The organism is Mesorhizobium sp. W050 (assembly GCF_054719535.1).
In genome coordinates this window covers 976,517-994,694 of record NZ_JBTTIH010000001.1, presented here as the reverse complement: position 1 = coordinate 994,694, position 18,178 = coordinate 976,517, and the positions used below count along the sequence as shown (strand labels likewise).

Sequence of the window (18,178 nt, the reverse complement as noted above, 5' to 3'; positions counted from 1 at the left end):
CCGGGGGACGCCAGTATGACAAGCGAACGTCAGCACGAATACGAGTTGGGACATTCGGAACGAGAACTGAGAAGGCTGGCGACGCAGGCGGCATTGGTTGACCCGATGACGCGGGATTACCTGCGGCGAGCTGGCCTTCGAGCGGGAATGCATGTCCTTGACGTGGGGAGCGGCGCTGGCGATGTCGCCTTTCTCGCGGCTGATATTGTCGGACCCACAGGTCTTGTTATCGGCACTGACAGGTCGGCGGAGGCTCTTGACGCTGCTCGGGCGAGAGCCGCGCAACGTGGTTTGGAGAATGTAATCTTCCACCAGTGTGATCCTGCCACCTTCACTTTCGATATAGCGTTCGACGCCGTTGTTGGCCGATACGTCCTAATGTTCGCGCCCGATCCGGCCGAGATGTTGAGAGGGGTTGCGCGGCATCTTGGTCCCGGGGGCGTGATGGTATTCCACGAAGTCGACTGGACTGGCGCTGCCTCGTTTCCCTCCGTCCCAACGTACGACAACTGCTTTCGGTGCATTGTGGAGACATTTCGTCGTGTAGGGACCAACCCCAACATGGGCCTGCAGCTCCATGCGACCTTCGTAAAAGCCGGGCTGCCGGCCCCTAGCATGGCGGTAAGTGCTCTCGCCGGAGGTGGATCAGACAGTATGAGCGGCATTGATCTGATCTCCGATCTCGCGGCGACCATGGCTCCGGTCATGGAGCAGATGGGCGTTATCGCAGCTTCAGAACTCGGTCCCGAAACGCTGCAAGATCGAATTCGCGCCGAGGCTTATGCAAGCGGAAGCGTGGTGGTCGGCCGATATGAGGTGGGCGCCTGGTCACGACGAATGTAGGCACCACGGTCATGCGCCCGCGCTTCCCCCGTCCAGCCCGCTCGAGCTGAAATTGACGCTCAACGATGGAGGCGGAGAAGGCGCACTAGAGCCGTCCGACCGCTACAGCGATAGCGCCATCAAGACAGCGCTGCTACGTCAGGGCAGCAGGTGAATTGCCACAAGCTCGATGATCAGCAAAACGGCGCGCACCACGCCTCCAATACGCGCGGATGTCCTGATCGGTTTGGAATGCTTCTAGCCAGAGCCCGTCGGGGGAGACGCCAAGGCAAATGGGGATAGGCATCGCGGCTGGCACGATTGTAGTAGGTGCTAAAGCATCTCTGCCCAACATGCAGGCGGCTCTCTGACCGCGAAGAACACATATTAGCCTGCGCTAACTAATGGCGAAAGCCCCCCTCATCGAAATATCGCCGGCCTGTCCTGATTGTCTCTTTGGTTCTTTCAAACTGGGCAATGGCGTGTCGCCGGAGGAGAGCGGGACAAAGAACAACATCGTCGGTGTACGATCTGGAGCTCGCTGCCGACCAGGTCATAGCTTGGCTCCGGCGCTGCCAAGACCTGGTGACACCGGTCTGGCCGCTGGCGAAAATATGCGATCCTGCTAAACTTAGCCCGTGTGAACACGCATGAATGGGGGCTTTGTGCCGGTATCATATGACCTCATTGGCAAGACAGCCGTCGTAACCGGCGGAGCAAAGAGTATCGGCAAGGCAATCGTAGAGCGCCTTGTAGCGTCGGGTGCTGCAGTGCACGTGTGGGATCGAGATCAGATCGAACTGAAGGGTGTGGTGTCTACGAAGGTCGATATTACCAGCCGCGATCAGGTAACCCATGCGATCAACATGATCGTCGGTCGTGGCCAGCGTATAGACGTTCTGGTTAACAACGCCGGTTATCTAGGAACCCTTCACCCGTTTGACCAACACGAACCTGCAGACTGGCGAAGCATCATCGAAACCAATCTGATCGGCACGATGCAAGTGACGCAGTTGGTTTTGCCCCACATGCGAAAATGGGGTGTTGGCCGCATTGTCAATATGGGCTCTTTGGCGGGCAAGGAAGGTCTTGCCAACCTTGCCGCCTATTCAGCCTCCAGCGCAGGTATCGTAGTCTTCACAAAGGCGCTTGGGCGTGAGGTCGCCAATACAAACATACGCGTGAACTGCGTCGCTCCTGGGCCAATCGATACGGACATGATCCGAAACCTCGGGGTCGCAGCTGTCGAGACAATGATCGTCGATAGTCCAATGAACCGGCTCGGCCGGGTCGAAGAAGTTGCCCACATGGTGGCCTGGCTGTGCTCGGACGCCAGCAACTTCAATACCGGCGCGGTATTCGACATGTCGGGTGGGCGGGCGCGTTACTGAGCGCCGACTGTGTCTCGGTGCTTTCAGGCGGCCCCGCGTCACCGTGGACCAAATATTCCCACCCTAACGGCGACCTATGTGATCCCCTCATGGCAACTCTGCGGTACGAGGTAAGGCGGGAACCGGATGGGACGTGGGCGGTGTTCGACGTTTTCACCGGGCAGCCGGCTATTGTAGTGGGCCACCCTTCTGTCGACCTTCCCGACATGGAGTATGCTGAAGAGCTGGCAGCCATCCTGAATGCCAACGACCTGAAGCAGAGGCTATCTCACGGGAGGCTCCCCGGAGGGCTCGCCTGACCGAGGTGGCATGACAAGTTAGCCATTCAACGCCTTCGTACTGCCCTTCCAGGATGGCTCGTCCGATTCCGAGCAAGCATTTGTTATTGAATTCCCGACTACGACCGTCTTAAATCGACTTGCCATTGCGTTTCGTAGGGAGGATGTGATGGGCACGTGGTGCCAATTCGCAGGGCCACGCGTTGCGTGGAAGTAGTCGGAGCCAGTGGCGAATGGGTCGTCCGCATCATAGAGACCGACCAGGAAATTACACGCTCATTGGGCCTGGAATCCTTTGCGCTGTCCTTCGCGGAAGGCCAGCGGATACGCCTGCATCTCGACAAAACGCTCTGGGTTGAACGGTGCTAAATCCACGAGCCGTCCAGTTGCTGGCTGTCTTGCCTCCCCAGGGCGCCGGCATGGAGGCTCGGTTTTTCGGCAGTAACCTCGAGACGGCTCGACAAGCCTGAAGGTCGATCGTAAAATCGGCTCAAAGCTCCTGCCTCGGGCCGCGTTCTCGCCGCTCAATGATCGTCAAACTGCCTGCGTAGGTGATCAGGTGAAACCAGGACCTATTCCTTGCGCGTCACGCCCCTCTTTCAGCCGCGACGACTACATGCTGGCCCGCTTTCTGAGGATTTTCACCGCGAAGCTGACGGTCCGCTTGCGGCCCCAATGCTGCCCAGGAGCAATGCGCCTCTGAGGTGACCAGAGTGAAGAAGCTAGGCCAAACCCGCACGACGGGCGCCTTCTCTGATTGCAGCAATGGCGACAGGATTGGTAACCGGATAGGTTCTGATGAACACCTCAGCCGTGAAATTCGGGAACTCGTCCTTCAGTCGCGAATTGATCCTGGCGACCTGAGGAGTTTCATTGAGCATCGCATGAGCCATTGCCACAAACAGAAGGGTGGCGGGCGAATCTGGCGCAGATTGACGTAGCGCGACCAGTGATTCACGGTAAAAGCCTAGAACGTAGCTGCATCGAGCGAGCATTCCATAATACCAGGGAACATAAGGATTTAGCCGGACCGCTCGCTTGGCCAGTTCGTAGCCACGCTTCGGGTCGCTGCCAACAAGAGCAAGGCTACCCGCAAGAAAGGCAAGTGAGTCCGCGTCATTTGGAGCAGCCACCAACACTCGGTCATGTTCTTCGACAGCAGCTTCGACATCGCCCTGCAATGCCCGAAGATCGGCAAGCATTATGCGGGCGTAAATGTCGGCCGGATCAAGCGCCAGCGCTTGCTTGACACATTGGCTCCAGCTCTCGATCGAGCCGGAAAGGTTGTCGGTAAACCCGTTGATAGCTTCCACAGCATGCGCAAGTGCCAGCGCCGTCCAAGCTCTTGCTAGACCCGGGTCGAGTTCGATCGCACGCGCCAGTAGCCGTATCGCCTCCTTGTTCGACTCACGGGTGAAAAGGTGCTTCTGCTCAAGCCCAAGCAGATAGCAGTCATAGGCCTGCAAACTTGCTGGAGCCTTCCGACGAGCCGCATCGCGTCGCAGATTGGCGAGCTGACCGTGGCAAGTTGCAAGGACATTGATGACGTTTTCGGTCACGCTGTCCAGCATCGCAAACAGGTTGTTCGCGGAACGATCGTAACGCATCGTCCAGACATCGACCCCTGTGTGGGCGTCGACGAGTTGGACGCGGATGCGCACCCGCTGCCCGTCCACTTGAAAACTTCCCTCGATCACATAGTCGGCATTCAACTCTCGTCCGAGAGCTCGCACGTCAACACGCCGTCCCTTGTAGGAAAGCATTGTTTGGCGGGCGATCACCGCAAGGTCCCGGTAGCGAGAGAGATCAACTATGAGGTCCGCCGACAAACCATCAGCGATACGAGTCCAGCGTTCTTCTCCGCTTAAATTGTCGAACGGGAGAACTGCGAGGACCGGCGGACCCGGCTCGTCGGTCGAAAGACTTCCGGGTGGTGCATGGCTGCGGTCCTGCTGGCGGTGATCGGCAAGTAACCCAGCAAGCGCCACTTTACTGCGAACATCGAGCTTCCGATAAATGGCCGAAAGATGGGTCCGAACGGTGGTAGGCGCTATGAAAAGTGTTTCGCCGATTTCGCGATAAGTCATGCCCTCCGCAAACTTTGCCGCGACCATCAACTCCCGATCCGATAAGCCGGCGAGAGGATTGCCTACGGCGCGAAGCATCGTTCCATTTTCCTTGCTGCCGACCTGTGGCCAGAACCCGATGGCCTTACATCAGGATGAAAATACTACAGATGCGATATCGAAAACACTGCATTTGCACGATTCCATGCGACGGGTCAGCATCCTAGTCTCTGCAGATCGGCAGGGCAGGTTGCTTGGCAGGCCTGGTCGATCCAGAACACGGAGGGCTCCATGACAAAGTTGTCTGTCTTGACCGTAATACTGGTGCTTTTGGTGTCGGTGGGGCCATGCTTGTCCGAAGGTACCCAAACCAACAGCAAACTGACTTCCGAAGAAGCGCTGCAAGCTGCCAGCTCTGAACTGTATTCCGACATTCTCGTGCGAGCATGCAGGAACGGATGGCGGTATCCGCGCAGCTACATCGAAAATGGATTCAGGCGCCACCTCGCGGAGCTGAAACTGCAGCTTGTCGATCAGGGTTACAGCGTCGTACCCAACATGACCGCGAATGATCTGCCCGTCCGAGGACCGATATCGGAGACCAAACGCCGTCTGGTTGGCTCGCGCCAATTCAGCTGTTCCCACCCATACTGGCGCGATGAATGACTCCACGCGACGGTGTGCATCTGACAGCCTGATTTCCGGCGGTTCTCCCCAGGTTGGAAGGAGGCGTTGACGAATGGCAGGTTGTTATTCCAGGAGGGGTGACACTCCTCCTGGAGCTGTAAGCAACGTCATGGAATGACCGCTCTTCGGCTGCGTGGCTCCGCAAGCTGCCGATCCGCTACCGGCCCTGTTCCAGCCGCCAAGGGGCCGGCCGGTAAGAGCGCCCGCTAAACTTGGTCGTCAAAGCAGCGTATTCGTCAGTTGACAAGGCAAACTTCGCTCGATGACCGTGAACTCGAACGGCAGCTTACCGACGAGCGCTTCCTAGAAGCAGACCGTCCGGATACGGCCCCAAATGAGACGTTGGAAGCATTGAGGGCAGGGGACAGTTCGTGGCGCAAACGAGATAGCAGCTCCGAGTAGTCATCGCTGTTCGCGAAACGGTCAATTCCTGGACATCGCAATGTCGTGTATCGACTAACGCGCTATCTCGGCTCGAGGACCAATTCAGGTACGCGCCTGACATTAGCTGTTGAGCATAGATCCGTGCGTCCCGGAAAGCGGACGCGGCACGATCCGGGTTAGGCGAGTAAGATACGCTCGATGACGGCGGCGCGCGCGGAACCGTCGCAACCAAGGATGAAGCTGTTGCTGGAGTCGAGCGGGCATTCACGCGGCCATTGCCGGAGCAGATCGGCGCTAGGACGGCCCAGCAGCCTTTGTAGCGGGGGGACACTTTGCGGCGGGCGGGCCGCTGGGCTCGACCGGTGAGACTCAGCGCCGTCCGGCAAACAATATGCGCACGACTGCCAATGCCAACGAATCATACAAACGGAGGAAGGAGCGATCTAACCAGCGATCGCCATTTCCGATGCCAGCGCCTAAGTCTTTTATGAGACCTAAGCGCAGCTTGCCGGCCGCAGCATGGTCCCAATTTGGGACGAATAGTTTGGCGCCCATATTGCACCCACATCTTTCGCCGGCTGATCCCCGGTCCTGATCGCGTACTCTGATCAGGTGTAGGCTCGCCGGGCTCGAGGTAGTTGGGGTCTTCGCCCGGCGAGTTGTCTACCAATGCGCAGTCACAGCCACACGGTGACGCCATACTCCGAAATGCCGCAAGCATTCCGCAGTTGTGCATCGCCCGACCAAGTCGATCGGTATGGGACTTCAGTCGCGCAAAGGGCGATACGGTCTGCGACTCCGGATTTTTTGCTACATTTCAGAGGGTTACAAAGCGCTCCGCAGTCGTCAGTCGCTCATTGCAACAAGCATTTATCTAAAGTTCATTCAGTCGAATTAGGAAACTCTTATAAGCCGCTCTATAACGAATCGGCGAGGTGGCTATTCGCCTGAGGAGGTACCATGACATCCCGAAAAACGCTGTTGGCAGCGCTTGCCGCGCTTGCGCTAGTGACCGCTCCTGCTTTCGCTGGCGCGGGTGGAAACGGTGGTGGTCACGGCAATGGTGGTGGTCACGGCAATGGCGGTGGTCACGGCAATGGCGGTGGTCACGGCAATAGCGGCAAGTCCGGCAACAGCGGCGGGAAGTCCGGCAACAGCGCTTCGCACAGCAAGTCGGCATCGGCTCACGCCGGAAAGAAGGCCTCGGGCGAAGACCAGGTCGCCGTCGACGACATTGAGGTCGCCGCGACGCCTAAGGACAAGAACATTCACGCCAAGCTTGGCCGGCTGAACTCGCTGCAGCGCAACATCAACGCTTATATGAACTCCAAGAGCAAGAAATTCGCCGGCATTCAGGCTTATGTGACAGCGTCGGCGGCCGCCAAGGGTGCCCAAGCCGCGGTAGATGCCGCCCAAGCCGAAGTCGACGCGTTGAACGCCAAGTTGAACGACCCGAATACTCCGGCCGACCAAGTCCCGACCCAGGAGCAGATTGACGCAGCGCAGGCGGCTCTCGATGCCGCCAATATAGCGGCGGCCGATGCTGCTGCCGCCGTCCCGTCGCTGGATGACGCGCTCGCCGATATGGCCAACAAGCCGGTCGACGCCGAGGTCACCGAATGGGCCAACGGCGTGCTTGCCGAGAAGATCGACGAGATGGCTGCCAAGCAAACTCCTGCGGCAACGCCGTAAGGCGGTCACAGGTGAAGCGACCCTAGTCGAACGTGCAAGCCGCCGGGTCACCCCCCCGGCGGCAGGGCGACCCGAGCTTGCCACCTTATTCTCCTCTTTGAGGGCGACCCCCAAACAAGCGGAGTTGCTACCGACGCGTAGGAACAAAAGTGCCGAAATACCGTGTTGAGGAGATGGCAGGCGATGCCGTGACGGCCACCCACACCGTCAACGCGAAAACTCCGATCAGGGCGGCGCGCGAAGCGGCGGAACGAGACGTCATTCTACGCCCGGCCACATCTTCGAATACAGTTCAGCCTGTAGGGCGGTCCATACCCGGCTGGCCGCGGCTCACGCTGGTTTCTTGAAACGCACCATGCCGTCGACCTCGATGCCCAAGTTCGACTATTGACCCGGACCAGGGTTCTCTGTCTGGTTTTGAGCCAGGGGGGAAGCAATACGATTTCCTGGACGTGCCGCTTGAGGCGTTTGTCGCGTTCAAATCTGCCTTCGCCAAGGCCGCTTTCAACAATCACATCGCAACCAACTATGCATTCCGGCTCGCCCAAGAAAAGGCTGCAGGCTCGTTGGACGATTAAGGGAGGTTCTTTCAGAAAAACGGCCCGCACTGATCGAAGGCGCACGGGCCGGACCGTTGCCGCCGGTCGGCAGCGGGAGGCATCCATTCCGGCCGGTGCAAACAGGCCTCTCCCGGCACAATTAGCAACCTTCGGCAGTCGTTTTCATCTGTCCAGGGGCTGCGGACTTGGCACTGGTGTCATCCTGTTGACCAGGAGCGGCCTGCTTGGCACTGCCACTCTGCTGGCCCGGCGCACAGTCCTTCGCTGAGTTCGAATTGGTCGACTTCGTTGTGGTCGAATCCGTGTTGTTATCTGTCGTCGGCATCGTTGTGGTAGTGGAGGAGCCACTCGACGTCGTCCCTGTTGTCCCCGTCGTCCCCGCGAACGCAAGCCCGCTGGAAACAGCCATCATGGCAGTGGCAAAAAGAAGCCGCTTCATTCTTCATCTCCTAATGACAAGTAATGTCCCTTCCATTCGATAACGGGGGATGCGAAGGATCGGTTCCAATGCGATCTTGTGTTGACCGGCAGCTTTGGGGCGGCCATTAGCGGACTGGCAGCCTTCAGGCGGCGGATCTTCGGTAGCTGACATTCCGGCTAGCGCGGACATCGCCTTCCCATGGGCAGAAATTAGTCTCCTGGGCCCGCCCACGTTTCTCTCAAGCCTCCGATTTCATGGCCGACAGGTTATCACGATGTGTCTGAAGGTGCAGAAGCTGATCGTGCCCCTTGGTTGTGCAGGGCCAACCTCCCAACACCCTTGAAAAGGACTTGAAGTCGTCCCGCACCGGAGCGAACGTCTTCGCATGATCGGGATAACACGGCGGTCACCAGACACCTGACGAGTTGAAGGAATGGGAGCGACGCTCCCTGGAAGGCGACTTCTCGCAAATGCCGCGTCCCTTCCGTTGGCGTCAGTCAGCGCGCTTTGCGCATTTCATGAATGGCTATAAGGAGGCGGGCGGTTTGATCAATTCGCTCGTCTGCACCGCAGAATTGCCAGAGATGTCCTGGACGGCCGTTCGCCGTGGTACGGAAGCGCGCGGGACTTTATGGCTCTGGCTGAGGGCGTCCTTGACGGCCTGTGCGAAGACAACGCGAGGATGGAGGGCATCAATACAGCACCCGCGTTCCGCGACGCCTTCATGTCCAAACGCTGCCTGATCCCTGCCGACGGCATCTCGCCGTGAGGAAGAAATGACGCTGAGGACGCCAACTGTCGTCGGGTCCGCTGGCTGCATGGGTCACGCCGCAGGCGTTGCAATCCCTTCTAAAGCGATGATCCTGGTGTTAGCGGAACGTTTGCGGATCTCGATCAGCCGGGCGTATTCCGGCGAATTATACCAGCCCATCAATGACGCCATGTCGGGGAATTCGACAATGACCAGTCGGTGTGGATCCCAATCACCTTCCAGAACCTTGGTGGCGCCACCGCGGCCCAGATACCGCCCACCGTACCGCTCTTCGGTAGCGGGAACGTCCCGCCGATATTCCTCGAACAAGGCAGCGTCTTTTACGTCTACATCCGCTATCAGATAGGCAGCCATCTGTGTTTCCTCCTTAGACCTACCTCGCGCTCCTCGGCTTCGGCGTCGTCGGTCCGCACCCTGTCGACGATCTCCGTGGCGACATCCAGCGCCAGCGCGCTTTTCGATGATTGTTGGCGCTGCCACGGCTTTCCTTCATTCGCATGGTTCGCAAAGATTAGCATGATCGCATGCTCTCGTGTCTGGCGGTCTCCCTCAAAGCGTCATCGACCGCCCTTCAGATGAGACACCGCCGTCTCGACAGGTAGGCTCGGCAGGGTTCGGTTTTTCTTCGGTCCTTTTCATCCAAAACTTGTCGAAAAGCGCGAATGAAAATAGGAAATATGCAACCTGAAAGATGATAAAAATCAGCAAGGTCCATGCAAGGGACTTCCAGAACGAATCCGTTGCTAGGGCGTGTACTCATAAACGACGTTCAGTCGGTCAACGTTTTCGACCAACCTCGGCCCTTTTGCCTAATAGCTCCTAGGGCAGTGGGAGCGGTTTGTCGCTGAGTGTACGCAAGTAGGCGATCAGGTTGACCCGTTCGGTCTCGTCCGGGACGCCAGGCACCTCCATGTAAACACCCGGCGTGGTGAGCATGGGCTCAAGCAGATATTTGTTCAGGTCCTCGTACGTCCATACACCCTCTAAAGCCAGCAAGGTGTCGGAGTAACGCATGTTTGCCATGGATGCCTTATCGCGGCCGACGACGCCCCATAAGTTCGGTCCCGTTTTGATCCCTCCCTGTGGCTCGGCATTGTGGCAACCGTGGCACACGTGTGTGAAGTAGGTTCGGCCTTTCTCGACATCGGCAGCAGCCAACTTCATCGAGATCGGAGCTGGCGTTGGCAACACGACGCCGTGCGACATGAGATAGTCAGCAACTTCGCGTTGCCCCTTGAATTTTGCCAGATGGAGCGGTGTCTTGCCGTCCTTTGTCTTCGCATTCACGTCCGCGCCGGCCTCAACCAGTGCTTTCACGCAATCGAGGCAACCGAGATTGACCGCGATGTGGATAACGTTTTCGCGGCTGCGCTTCGAATTTGGATTTGCGCCCCCGTCCAGCAACAGATTGATCAAATCGGTTCTGCGTTTTGCCAAAGCCAGAATAAGGGCAGGACCCAATCGCGGGTCCGGGACGGCGTTGACGTCGGCACCGCGTTCAATGAGCAGTTTTGCCGCTGCAAAATGACCGCCTTTGACCGCAAGATAGAGTGGTGTCGTGCGCCCGTCGCTCTCATCGACGCCGGCACCAGCGTCGAGCGCTGCCGTGATCGCCGCGACATCGCCCTTCATGGCGGCGTCGTGAATGCCGGCGGCATGCGATACAATCGGTGCAAGCAGTAGTGGAATGAAAAGCAAGGACATGCGCATTTGGCATCTCCCAAGGCAAACTGCGGTACGGGTCATGCTTTCAAGGCCGCAAAAACATACCACGAATGCCGGATCGTAGCCACCCAACCGGTGCCTGGAAACGAATCGCAAGGTCGATCCGTCCGGCTGTGGCTTCGGGCTTATGAGTCCACAACCTAGAACCGCGTCGGGTAACACCGCCCTGCACATACCCTAGATGTCTTCCCTTTTGTGAACCCTCCGCCTTCCGAACTCTCGGAAGAGCCCAAAAAGGTCCCGGGTCGCCCAGATCCCACTCGCCCGTCAGACCTATTCGATTTCGTCCGCCATCCTTCTAGCTGCAAGGCCCGTGCAGGCGCTCAAGTCCGCATTATTGGAGCTGATGGTCAACCGGTCGCCAGTTCCCGACTGCATATTATGCGACTTTGGGCGCCGTGTGCCCAATTCGCTCGCCGAGAGCAGATGGCCTCGACAATTCGAGTTGACTGTCGTTCCAGATCGAGCGCAAATCCGTCTCATGAATTGTCGTGAACGTCGGAATAATATAATCGAAATATTTCCTATGATGGTTTCCATTTTCATGACAAAATATTGGAGATGGCGACCCTCGAATGAGTGCTTTATTATTTTCCGACTTCAATTCAACAGATACCGAGACACTGGCCCGTCGTTCTCTAACGCAAAACGCAACGCCTAGATCAGGCCAGGCGCCAGATTCGAATGCGCTGTCGCAGCACGCTTATGACGAGCGTTGGCTACAAGATCTGCTGTTTCGGCATCCAGAGTTGATCGTGGCCGACCGGCTTGATGGCGGCTTGAGCGATGTCGTCCCCTTATGCCGGGAACTCGCCATTCCTCGTGCAAGCGGGACAGTGTTCGCGGATATTCTGGGCGTGGCAAGAACCGGCCGACTGGTCATTATTGAGTGCAAGCTTTGGCGTAACCCGCAGGCGCGTCGGGAGGTGTTGGCGCAAATCCTGGAGTATGCCGCGCTGCTGCGACGCTGGAGCTTTGGCGATCTGACCGCGGGGATAAGACGCAAGCTGGCAACCCATGTGCCGAACCCGATCTTTGCCGCGGCGAAGCTTCGGTGGCCAGAGCTCGAGGAGGCTCCATTTGTTGATGCCATGACGCAATCGCTAAAGCTGGGTGACTTTCAGCTCATTATCGCCGGAGATGGCATCCGCTCGGATACGCATGCGATTGCCGAGCATCTAAATTCGCAAGGCGCCGGCCTGGCGCAACTGACATTGCTTGAGATCCAGCTTTGGCAGGCGGCATCAGGAGCCATTGTCGTGGTGCCAATGGTGCCACTGCGTACCGAAGTCCTTCAGCAGAGAGTTTTGGTCAACGGTGAAGGCATACCGCTCCAATTGGAGACCCAAGAGATAGGGGCTACCCAGGCTGACGAGAGTATGGAGAGCGTTGTCGATCCAGACCGCGTCAACCGGCGAAGCATCAACCGCGCGTTCTGGCAGCGCTTCATTGATCAGGTGCAATTCGACCACTCAGACCAACTGCCCCCGCGGCATGGCGGCGACAATTGGGTCAGGATTCCCCTACCCGAGCCAATCGGCTGGATAACAGGCTTTCGTTCGACCGGCACCAGAGCTGAGGTCGGGCTGTTCCTGACCTTTCGTGACGAGGACGGTCAGACCCTTTTTGATGAGTTCCACAACGACATTGCAGAGCTGCGCAGCGAAGGTAGCCTTGACCTGATCGCGAGGTCGAAATCCGCCGCACCGTTCTGTGCGGAACTCGGCGTGTTCAGGCCACGCTCGGACTTCGCGAGCGATGACCAGCTACTCGACTGGCTCTGCGATGCAGCAAATCGCTTTGTCTCTCTGATCCGGCCTCGGCTTAGCGTACTAGCGGAAGCCGCCGAATGACACGGCTTCTCAAGTGGGAACGACTGGCCTTAAAGGGCGACTTCTCGGCGATGCCGATACCGTTCGCCTGGGATCAATCAGGGCGTTTCGCACATTTCCTGAATGGCTACGAGGTCACCGGAGGAATGGACCCTCTTGCCGAACTTTCCAACGCGATGTCAGCGCGAGTCCGCGAGACCGGCAAATGGGAAGGCAGTGCGCTCAAGCTTTGGCTCTGCCTTTTCTTCCAGCATCGAGCGCATCGTCATATGGGTTCGGAACGTAGCGAGCCGATGCTCGACGGACTTTGCGAAGCGCTACGTATGGCGCTCAGTCGGCTGTCTCCAGCCGAGGCCAAAGCATTGGCTTCGCGGCTCAACCAGAACGCTAGTTAGGCGATGTGCTTTTGGCTTGCGACGCACGATTGCTTAATCGATGAACTCTTGCACGTCAGCTGTCGGCTGACCCAGTCGCGCTTTGGGTGATGAACAGTTGAGGCAGGCTATCGTTCCTCAGTATCAGAGTGGACGACTGCAGACGCCGAGAAGGTCAAAGTAAAAATATTTGTCGGTACCTTGTGATTATCATATGTCCCGACAAACTTTTTTGCCGGGCCATCCCGCTCTCTAGTGCCGATCATTTGCGTCCACAGAAATCTTTTTACGGCAGCAAATCGGTGAATGGCCACTTCTTTCACTTTTCTTGAATCAGAAACATTGAGATTTCTTCTCAGCGAAGGGGCGCTGTCAGTTAACGCGCTCGACGTTCAGAGGATCTCATGGCCACCAAAATCAACTCAGTTTCAATCGACGCACTCATCCCCTACAGCAACAACGCACGGACCCATTCCAAGAGACAGATCAGACAGATTGCCGACAGCATCCAAAAGTTCGGCTTCACCAACCCAGTTCTAACCGACGAGAGCAACAATGTCCTTGCTGGCCATGGTCGCCTAGCGGCAGCGCGCCTGCTCGGGCTGAAGGAGGTGCCGACGCTTTCCATCACCCATCTCAGCGCTGCCGAAAAACGCGCCTACATTGTTGCCGACAATCGGCTCGCCGAGAAGGCCGGCTGGGACAAGCAGATCCTGGCCATTGAGCTACAGGCGCTAGTCGATCTCGACTTCGACGTCGCGATCACCGGCTTCGATATCCCGGAGGTCGACCTGATCATCAGCGAGTTCTCGCCCGACAATCAGGACGATGAAGTCGATGAGGATGAGCCGGGCCTTCCGGAGAAATCAACAGGACCAGCAGTAACTCGGCCTGGCGATCTGTTTCTGCTCGGCGATCATCGATTGCTTTGCGGCAACGCGCTTTCGGCAGCGAATTTCGAGACGCTGATGCAGGGGGAGAAGGCGTCCGTCTGTTTCACAGACCCGCCCTACAACGTTCCGATCGGCGGACACGTCAGCGGGCTTGGCAAGACGAGCCACCGGGAATTTGCAATGGCATCCGGCGAGATGTCCGACGACGAGTTCGCAGGGTTCCTGGAACAGTCGTTCTCACTGATTGCTGGGTCGAGCAAGCCGGGCGCTATCGCCTTCGTGTGCATGGATTGGCGTCATATCGCAGAGACCACATTGGCGGGTAAACAGACGTTCGGCGATCTGCTCAATCTGTGCGTCTGGAACAAGACTAATGCCGGCATGGGCAGCCTCTACCGCTCTCAGCACGAACTGGTGCTGGTGTTCAGGAATGGCAAGGAGCCGCATCGCAATAATGTTGAACTCGGCAAACATGGACGTCACCGCAGCAATGTCTGGACCTATCGCGGCGCCAACAGCTTTGGCACCTCGCGAATGGAAGAGCTCGAAGCGCATCCCACCGTCAAACCTGTCGCTCTGGTTGCCGACGCTCTGCTCGACGTCAGCCGCCGCGGCGACGTCGTGCTGGACTCTTTTGGCGGCTCGGGCAGCACGCTACTCGCATCGCACAAGACCGGGCGCCACGCACGCCTTATCGAGATCGATCCTGTCTATTGCGATCTGATCATCCGCCGCTTCGAAAGGCATACGGGCAAGCAGGCAACGCTCGCCACCACGGGCGAGACTTTCGAGGAACTGTTCGAGCAGCGTGGAAGCGTCAAAGCTTCCGGCGTACTCGCCAAAACAGCGTCCGCCACCCCAGCGCCTGAAACTGTGGGAGGCGTGCTGTGACCACCCGGAGAAAGAAATCTGCCGACTACTCGATAGGCTACGGCAAGCCTCCGGCTGAAACCCGGTTCCAGAAAGGAATGTCAGGCAATCCGAAAGGCCGGCCGAAAGGCAAAAAGAACATGAACACTATCGTACGCGAGACGCTCTTTGGGCCGATCCAAATCCAGCAGAATGGCAGGACGACGACGGTGACGGCGCTCGAGGCCATCCTCCTCAAAATGCGCAACAATGCGCTTTCAGGCGATTTCCGGTCGGCGGCCCATGCTCTTCAGCTCGCATCCCGTTGTGCCGAACTTGAGGAAAGCCGGCAACCCGATGCAGAGGTCGACGTGTTCGATCCGCAAACAATGGTCGACATGATGCGGGATTATCTCGACCACAAGGACTCGCCAGAGAACGATACCGAGACCCGTTCCAAGACCGGCGACGAGGGAGACGAGGAATGAACGCTCCAATCCCCCTACCGGGCCGACCATCCTCTTCGCCCGTTGCACCGACTGCCCTTCAGCTGCTGTTGGGCGCGGCCCGCGTTGACCTGGCGACCTTCGTGGCGCTGGCTTTCTCCGCCGTCGATCCAGGCGCCAAGTATTTGCCCAACTGGCACATTCGCGCCATTGCGCATCAGCTCGACCGCGTGTCCGCGGGCAAGTGCAAGCGCCTGATCATTACGATGCCGCCAAGATCGTTGAAGTCGGTCACAACCTCGGTCGCGTTCCCGGCATGGATTCTTGGCCGTGATCCGTCGAAGAAAATGATCTGCGTCTCTTATGCTCAACCACTTGCGGTCAAGCACGCCAACGACTTTCGAACGGTCGTCAACACCGCCTGGTACCGGTCGATGTTTCCGACCTTCAAGGTTAGCCCGCGCAAGAACACTGAAAATGAACTGCAGACCACGCTCGGCGGTGGACGCCTGGCGACCTCGACCGGTGGTCAGCTAACCGGCCGGGGTGGCGACATCATCATTATCGATGACCCCTTGAAGGCAGATGAAGCGCATTCGGAATCGGCTCGCAATAGGTGCGCCGACTGGGTTCGCACGACTTTGATGTCGCGCTTCGACAATCCGGCTGCCGGTGCCGTCGTCCTTGTCATGCAAAGATTGCATGTCGACGACCTAGCAGGCGTGCTTCTGGAGACTGGCGGCTGGGAGCATTTGAACCTGTCGGCGATTGCCGAGCAGGACGAACGCGTCCAGACAAGTGTAAATCGCTGGCACGATCGCAAGCTTGGCGACTTGCTGCACCCCGCGCGTCTGGGACACGCCGAACTGGACGGTCTAAAGCGCCTATTAGGATCGCTCAATTTTTCCGCGCAGTACCAACAATCCCCTGCCCCACCGGACGGCAACATGGTCAAGAGGGTGTGGTTTCGCGACTACGATCCAAATCAGTTCGACCGTCGGTCGATGACCATCGTTCAAAGCTGGGACACCGCGCTTAAGGGCGACCCCTCCAGCGATTACTCCGTCGGAACGACATGGGCCAAAGACGACAACAACTATTATCTCCTCGATCTCGTCCGCGTCCGGGCAGCTTACCCAGACCTCATCAAGGCGGTGAAAAACTCCCTTCTGGAGCACTCCCCCGACATCATCCTCATTGAGGATGCGGGTTCCGGCTCAAGCCTCATCGCCGACTTGGAAAGCCAGGACATCAGCACCACGCCGGTAAAAGCCAGAACCGACAAGGAAAGCCGGCTGTCACGTGTTGCCGCAATGATCGAAAACGGCAACGTCAATCTTCCGAAAGACGCGCATTGGAGAGATGACTTCCTGCTTGAGGTGCTCGCATTTCCGCACGGAAAGCACGACGACCAGGTCGACTCCATGACCCAGGCGCTGATCTGGATGAAGGACGACAAGCCGACGGGTAGGTTCTATTTCGGGAAATTCTGAAGCGCTGCTCCTGAATTGGGATGGTATCCTCGGCGCTGATCAAGCGTGGTCACCTTATTCCGGATATCGACATAGCGCCTACGCCAACCGTTCTCTTCCCCCTGTGCGCCCAAGAACCATGCGATGGGGCCGTTGTTGGCTCCGCTGGCGTGCGGCATCCCAGTCAGAATTCTGCGCTCTGGAACTCCGACCTCGCCGCCAATTCTTGCCAATACCTCCGAGACCATATCTCCCATGGGGACAAACACGGCGTTGGGAAAAGCTGAGAGTTCTTCGGTGAGCCACTCTCGGGCCTTGTCGAACAAGAACGGGACTTTGTTCATGTCAGGCGAGCGGCTGTAGTTCTCGCCATCGACGAAGGTTGGATAGCGGATCGCCGACGTGAAGTGAGCACGCTGGCTATCGACGGTCCACAGGGTTGCGGTCGACGTAATCCCCAGCCAATCGTTGAGGCCAACGGCATCCATCAGCCTCACGAGATTCTTTCTCATGTCCCCAGCAAAGCTGGCATGCACCTTCGCTCGTGCAAGGATATCTTCGCGCGATGCTCCGCTCGCCATCGCCCGTTTGGCCTCGAGAAGAGCCTCCCGCATTTGCTGGCGGCCAGGGGTGATGCCGACAATCACGATGTCCGCTCCAGCATTGACGTAGCCGAACGGTGCGTATGCGATGTCGAGCCGCTTCGATTTGTAGACGTGCGACCCCATCAGAAGCGTGCGCGGATTCTCGATTTCGCCCGCAAGCTCGGCAAGCGAGATCTCCCGAACGAGCCTGATGTAGTCTTTGTCGTTGCCCGATGATGCCAGGGTCCTCTCTGTATGGCTTGCAATCGGCGCGTTTTGCCACGGTACTTTTTGCGCAGGGGCAGGTTTGACAACACGCTCGATTGAAATCTGTCGGCTCACTGGCTCCGCAGGCACAGCATCCCCGAGCGCAGGTGGCTCGGCGTCCACGATGTCGGCAGAAATTAGTCGGCGATCCCGCGTGCCCCTGATTTCCATCCAGATCGGCCAGCCTCTCCGCAAGTAGGTTCGCAGTTCGTCGAGCGTCGTTGCCTTCACCCTATTCGCGATGTGATGCCGTTCCCGGCCAAGCGCCGGATCGGCCGCCCCGTATGTGGTATCCGCGAACCTGTGCGGGACGAGAATCTCTCCAGTATCAGCCTTTATGCGGTACATGCGGTCCCCCACCAGTTGCTAAAATTTGGGATAGTGCATTGCGGAGAAGCCGCAACAGGAATTTTTGAGGTTTTTTCAGAGGCCAGCGATGATGCTGCAAAAGCCTTCATAGACGCCAACCTCGCGCTACAACCGAAGTTTGTTCGTTGGCTGACTAGTGGTCTGAAATGGGGCCGATTCCTGTCAGGCGGCTTTCGGGAACCGCCCTGCGAAAGCGGGCCTCGGTCTTGCGAATATAGGCCCGCCGAAGGCGCTCGACACACGCTTGGTCTGGTCGCGTGGCTCGATAATACCATGGGCCATGAGCATCCGACG

Annotated in this window: 15 protein-coding genes; 11 read left to right on the top strand and 4 right to left on the bottom strand. The window is 58.1% G+C overall.

Translation table 11 applies throughout. The annotated features are described in order from the left end of the window. Window positions 1-15: 15 nt before the first annotated feature. Together ACYG9Y_RS04790 and ACYG9Y_RS04785 are read left to right on the top strand one after the other, a co-directional pair. The gene (locus ACYG9Y_RS04790) at window positions 16-843 is read left to right on the top strand and encodes a class I SAM-dependent methyltransferase (protein ID WP_023740360.1); all 828 of its coding nucleotides are present in this window, start codon (window positions 16-18) and stop codon (window positions 841-843) included. A 629-nt stretch (window positions 844-1,472) separates the two neighbouring features. Continuing rightward, on the top strand, window positions 1,473-2,213 hold the full coding sequence (locus ACYG9Y_RS04785) for an SDR family NAD(P)-dependent oxidoreductase (RefSeq protein ID WP_023728049.1): 741 nt from the start codon (window positions 1,473-1,475) through the stop codon (window positions 2,211-2,213). Window positions 2,214-3,213: 1,000 nt separating this feature from the next. On the opposite strand, the gene ACYG9Y_RS04780 is transcribed toward ACYG9Y_RS04785, so the two are convergent. Next, on the bottom strand, window positions 3,214-4,656 hold the full coding sequence (locus ACYG9Y_RS04780; protein ID WP_023728046.1) for a LuxR C-terminal-related transcriptional regulator: 1,443 nt from the start codon (window positions 4,654-4,656) through the stop codon (window positions 3,214-3,216). A 192-nt stretch (window positions 4,657-4,848) separates the two neighbouring features. Between ACYG9Y_RS04780 and ACYG9Y_RS04775 the strand changes: the two genes are divergently transcribed. From ACYG9Y_RS04775 to ACYG9Y_RS04760, 4 genes are all read left to right on the top strand, one after another. Beyond that, a complete protein-coding gene (locus ACYG9Y_RS04775; RefSeq protein ID WP_023749672.1) occupies window positions 4,849-5,223 on the top strand; it encodes a hypothetical protein in 375 nt (124 codons plus the stop codon). Window positions 5,224-6,588: 1,365 nt separating this feature from the next. Beyond that, window positions 6,589-7,320, top strand: coding sequence for a hypothetical protein (locus ACYG9Y_RS04770; RefSeq protein ID WP_023749671.1), 732 nt, complete (start codon window positions 6,589-6,591; stop codon window positions 7,318-7,320). 784 nt (window positions 7,321-8,104) lie between these two features. Then, entirely contained in the window at window positions 8,105-8,362 is a 258-nt protein-coding gene (locus ACYG9Y_RS04765) for a hypothetical protein (protein WP_023731955.1), read from the top strand. A 570-nt stretch (window positions 8,363-8,932) separates the two neighbouring features. Further along, window positions 8,933-9,070: an SOS response-associated peptidase family protein gene (locus ACYG9Y_RS04760; protein WP_023702897.1), complete on the top strand. Its 138-nt coding sequence runs from the start codon at window positions 8,933-8,935 to the stop codon at window positions 9,068-9,070. Window positions 9,071-9,124: 54 nt separating this feature from the next. Here ACYG9Y_RS04760 and ACYG9Y_RS04755 read toward each other — a convergent pair whose 3' ends face one another. After that, the gene (locus tag ACYG9Y_RS04755) at window positions 9,125-9,427 is read right to left on the bottom strand and encodes a DUF1330 domain-containing protein (protein WP_023670645.1); all 303 of its coding nucleotides are present in this window, start codon (window positions 9,425-9,427) and stop codon (window positions 9,125-9,127) included. A gap of 465 nt (window positions 9,428-9,892) precedes the next feature. Then, on the bottom strand, window positions 9,893-10,783 hold the full coding sequence (locus ACYG9Y_RS04750) for an ankyrin repeat domain-containing protein (RefSeq protein WP_023740374.1): 891 nt from the start codon (window positions 10,781-10,783) through the stop codon (window positions 9,893-9,895). Window positions 10,784-11,373: 590 nt separating this feature from the next. Between ACYG9Y_RS04750 and ACYG9Y_RS04745 the strand changes: the two genes are divergently transcribed. The 5 genes from ACYG9Y_RS04745 (at window position 11,374) to terL (ending at window position 16,685) form a co-directional block, all read left to right on the top strand. Further along, window positions 11,374-12,651 carry a PDDEXK family nuclease gene (locus tag ACYG9Y_RS04745; protein WP_023726887.1) on the top strand — a complete coding sequence of 426 codons (1,278 nt, stop codon included), beginning with the start codon at window positions 11,374-11,376 and terminating at the stop codon, window positions 12,649-12,651. After that, window positions 12,648-13,025 carry a hypothetical protein gene (locus tag ACYG9Y_RS04740; RefSeq protein ID WP_023740372.1) on the top strand — a complete coding sequence of 126 codons (378 nt, stop codon included), beginning with the start codon at window positions 12,648-12,650 and terminating at the stop codon, window positions 13,023-13,025. The genes ACYG9Y_RS04745 and ACYG9Y_RS04740 overlap by 4 nt, the downstream gene beginning before the upstream one ends. A 383-nt stretch (window positions 13,026-13,408) precedes the next feature. Continuing rightward, window positions 13,409-14,788 (top strand): site-specific DNA-methyltransferase, encoded by a 1,380-nt coding sequence (locus ACYG9Y_RS04735; protein ID WP_023749670.1) that lies wholly within the window; start codon window positions 13,409-13,411, stop codon window positions 14,786-14,788. Next, window positions 14,785-15,234 carry a DUF5681 domain-containing protein gene (locus tag ACYG9Y_RS04730; protein ID WP_023726890.1) on the top strand — a complete coding sequence of 150 codons (450 nt, stop codon included), beginning with the start codon at window positions 14,785-14,787 and terminating at the stop codon, window positions 15,232-15,234. The genes ACYG9Y_RS04735 and ACYG9Y_RS04730 overlap by 4 nt, the downstream gene beginning before the upstream one ends. Beyond that, a complete protein-coding gene (gene terL / locus ACYG9Y_RS04725; RefSeq protein WP_352608611.1) occupies window positions 15,231-16,685 on the top strand; it encodes a phage terminase large subunit in 1,455 nt (484 codons plus the stop codon). The genes ACYG9Y_RS04730 and terL overlap by 4 nt, the downstream gene beginning before the upstream one ends. Here the strand turns inward: terL and ACYG9Y_RS04720 are convergent. Beyond that, on the bottom strand, window positions 16,667-17,863 hold the full coding sequence (locus ACYG9Y_RS04720) for a uracil-DNA glycosylase family protein (protein ID WP_460223104.1): 1,197 nt from the start codon (window positions 17,861-17,863) through the stop codon (window positions 16,667-16,669). The genes terL and ACYG9Y_RS04720 overlap by 19 nt on opposite strands. Window positions 17,864-18,178 lie beyond the last annotated feature (315 nt).

Coding starts and splice junctions, on each gene's coding strand:
- ACYG9Y_RS04750 (WP_023740374.1), bottom strand. CDS start 10,783: ATGCGCATGTCCTTGCTTTTCATTCCACTACTGCTTGCACCGATTGTA.
- ACYG9Y_RS04785 (WP_023728049.1), top strand. CDS start 1,473: ATGAATGGGGGCTTTGTGCCGGTATCATATGACCTCATTGGCAAGACA.
- terL (WP_352608611.1), top strand. CDS start 15,231: ATGAACGCTCCAATCCCCCTACCGGGCCGACCATCCTCTTCGCCCGTT.
- ACYG9Y_RS04770 (WP_023749671.1), top strand. CDS start 6,589: ATGACATCCCGAAAAACGCTGTTGGCAGCGCTTGCCGCGCTTGCGCTA.
- ACYG9Y_RS04720 (WP_460223104.1), bottom strand. CDS start 17,863: ATGTACCGCATAAAGGCTGATACTGGAGAGATTCTCGTCCCGCACAGG.
- ACYG9Y_RS04755 (WP_023670645.1), bottom strand. CDS start 9,427: ATGGCTGCCTATCTGATAGCGGATGTAGACGTAAAAGACGCTGCCTTG.
- ACYG9Y_RS04745 (WP_023726887.1), top strand. CDS start 11,374: ATGAGTGCTTTATTATTTTCCGACTTCAATTCAACAGATACCGAGACA.
- ACYG9Y_RS04775 (WP_023749672.1), top strand. CDS start 4,849: ATGACAAAGTTGTCTGTCTTGACCGTAATACTGGTGCTTTTGGTGTCG.
- ACYG9Y_RS04740 (WP_023740372.1), top strand. CDS start 12,648: ATGACACGGCTTCTCAAGTGGGAACGACTGGCCTTAAAGGGCGACTTC.
- ACYG9Y_RS04780 (WP_023728046.1), bottom strand. CDS start 4,656: ATGCTTCGCGCCGTAGGCAATCCTCTCGCCGGCTTATCGGATCGGGAG.
- ACYG9Y_RS04735 (WP_023749670.1), top strand. CDS start 13,409: ATGGCCACCAAAATCAACTCAGTTTCAATCGACGCACTCATCCCCTAC.
- ACYG9Y_RS04790 (WP_023740360.1), top strand. CDS start 16: ATGACAAGCGAACGTCAGCACGAATACGAGTTGGGACATTCGGAACGA.
- ACYG9Y_RS04760 (WP_023702897.1), top strand. CDS start 8,933: ATGGCTCTGGCTGAGGGCGTCCTTGACGGCCTGTGCGAAGACAACGCG.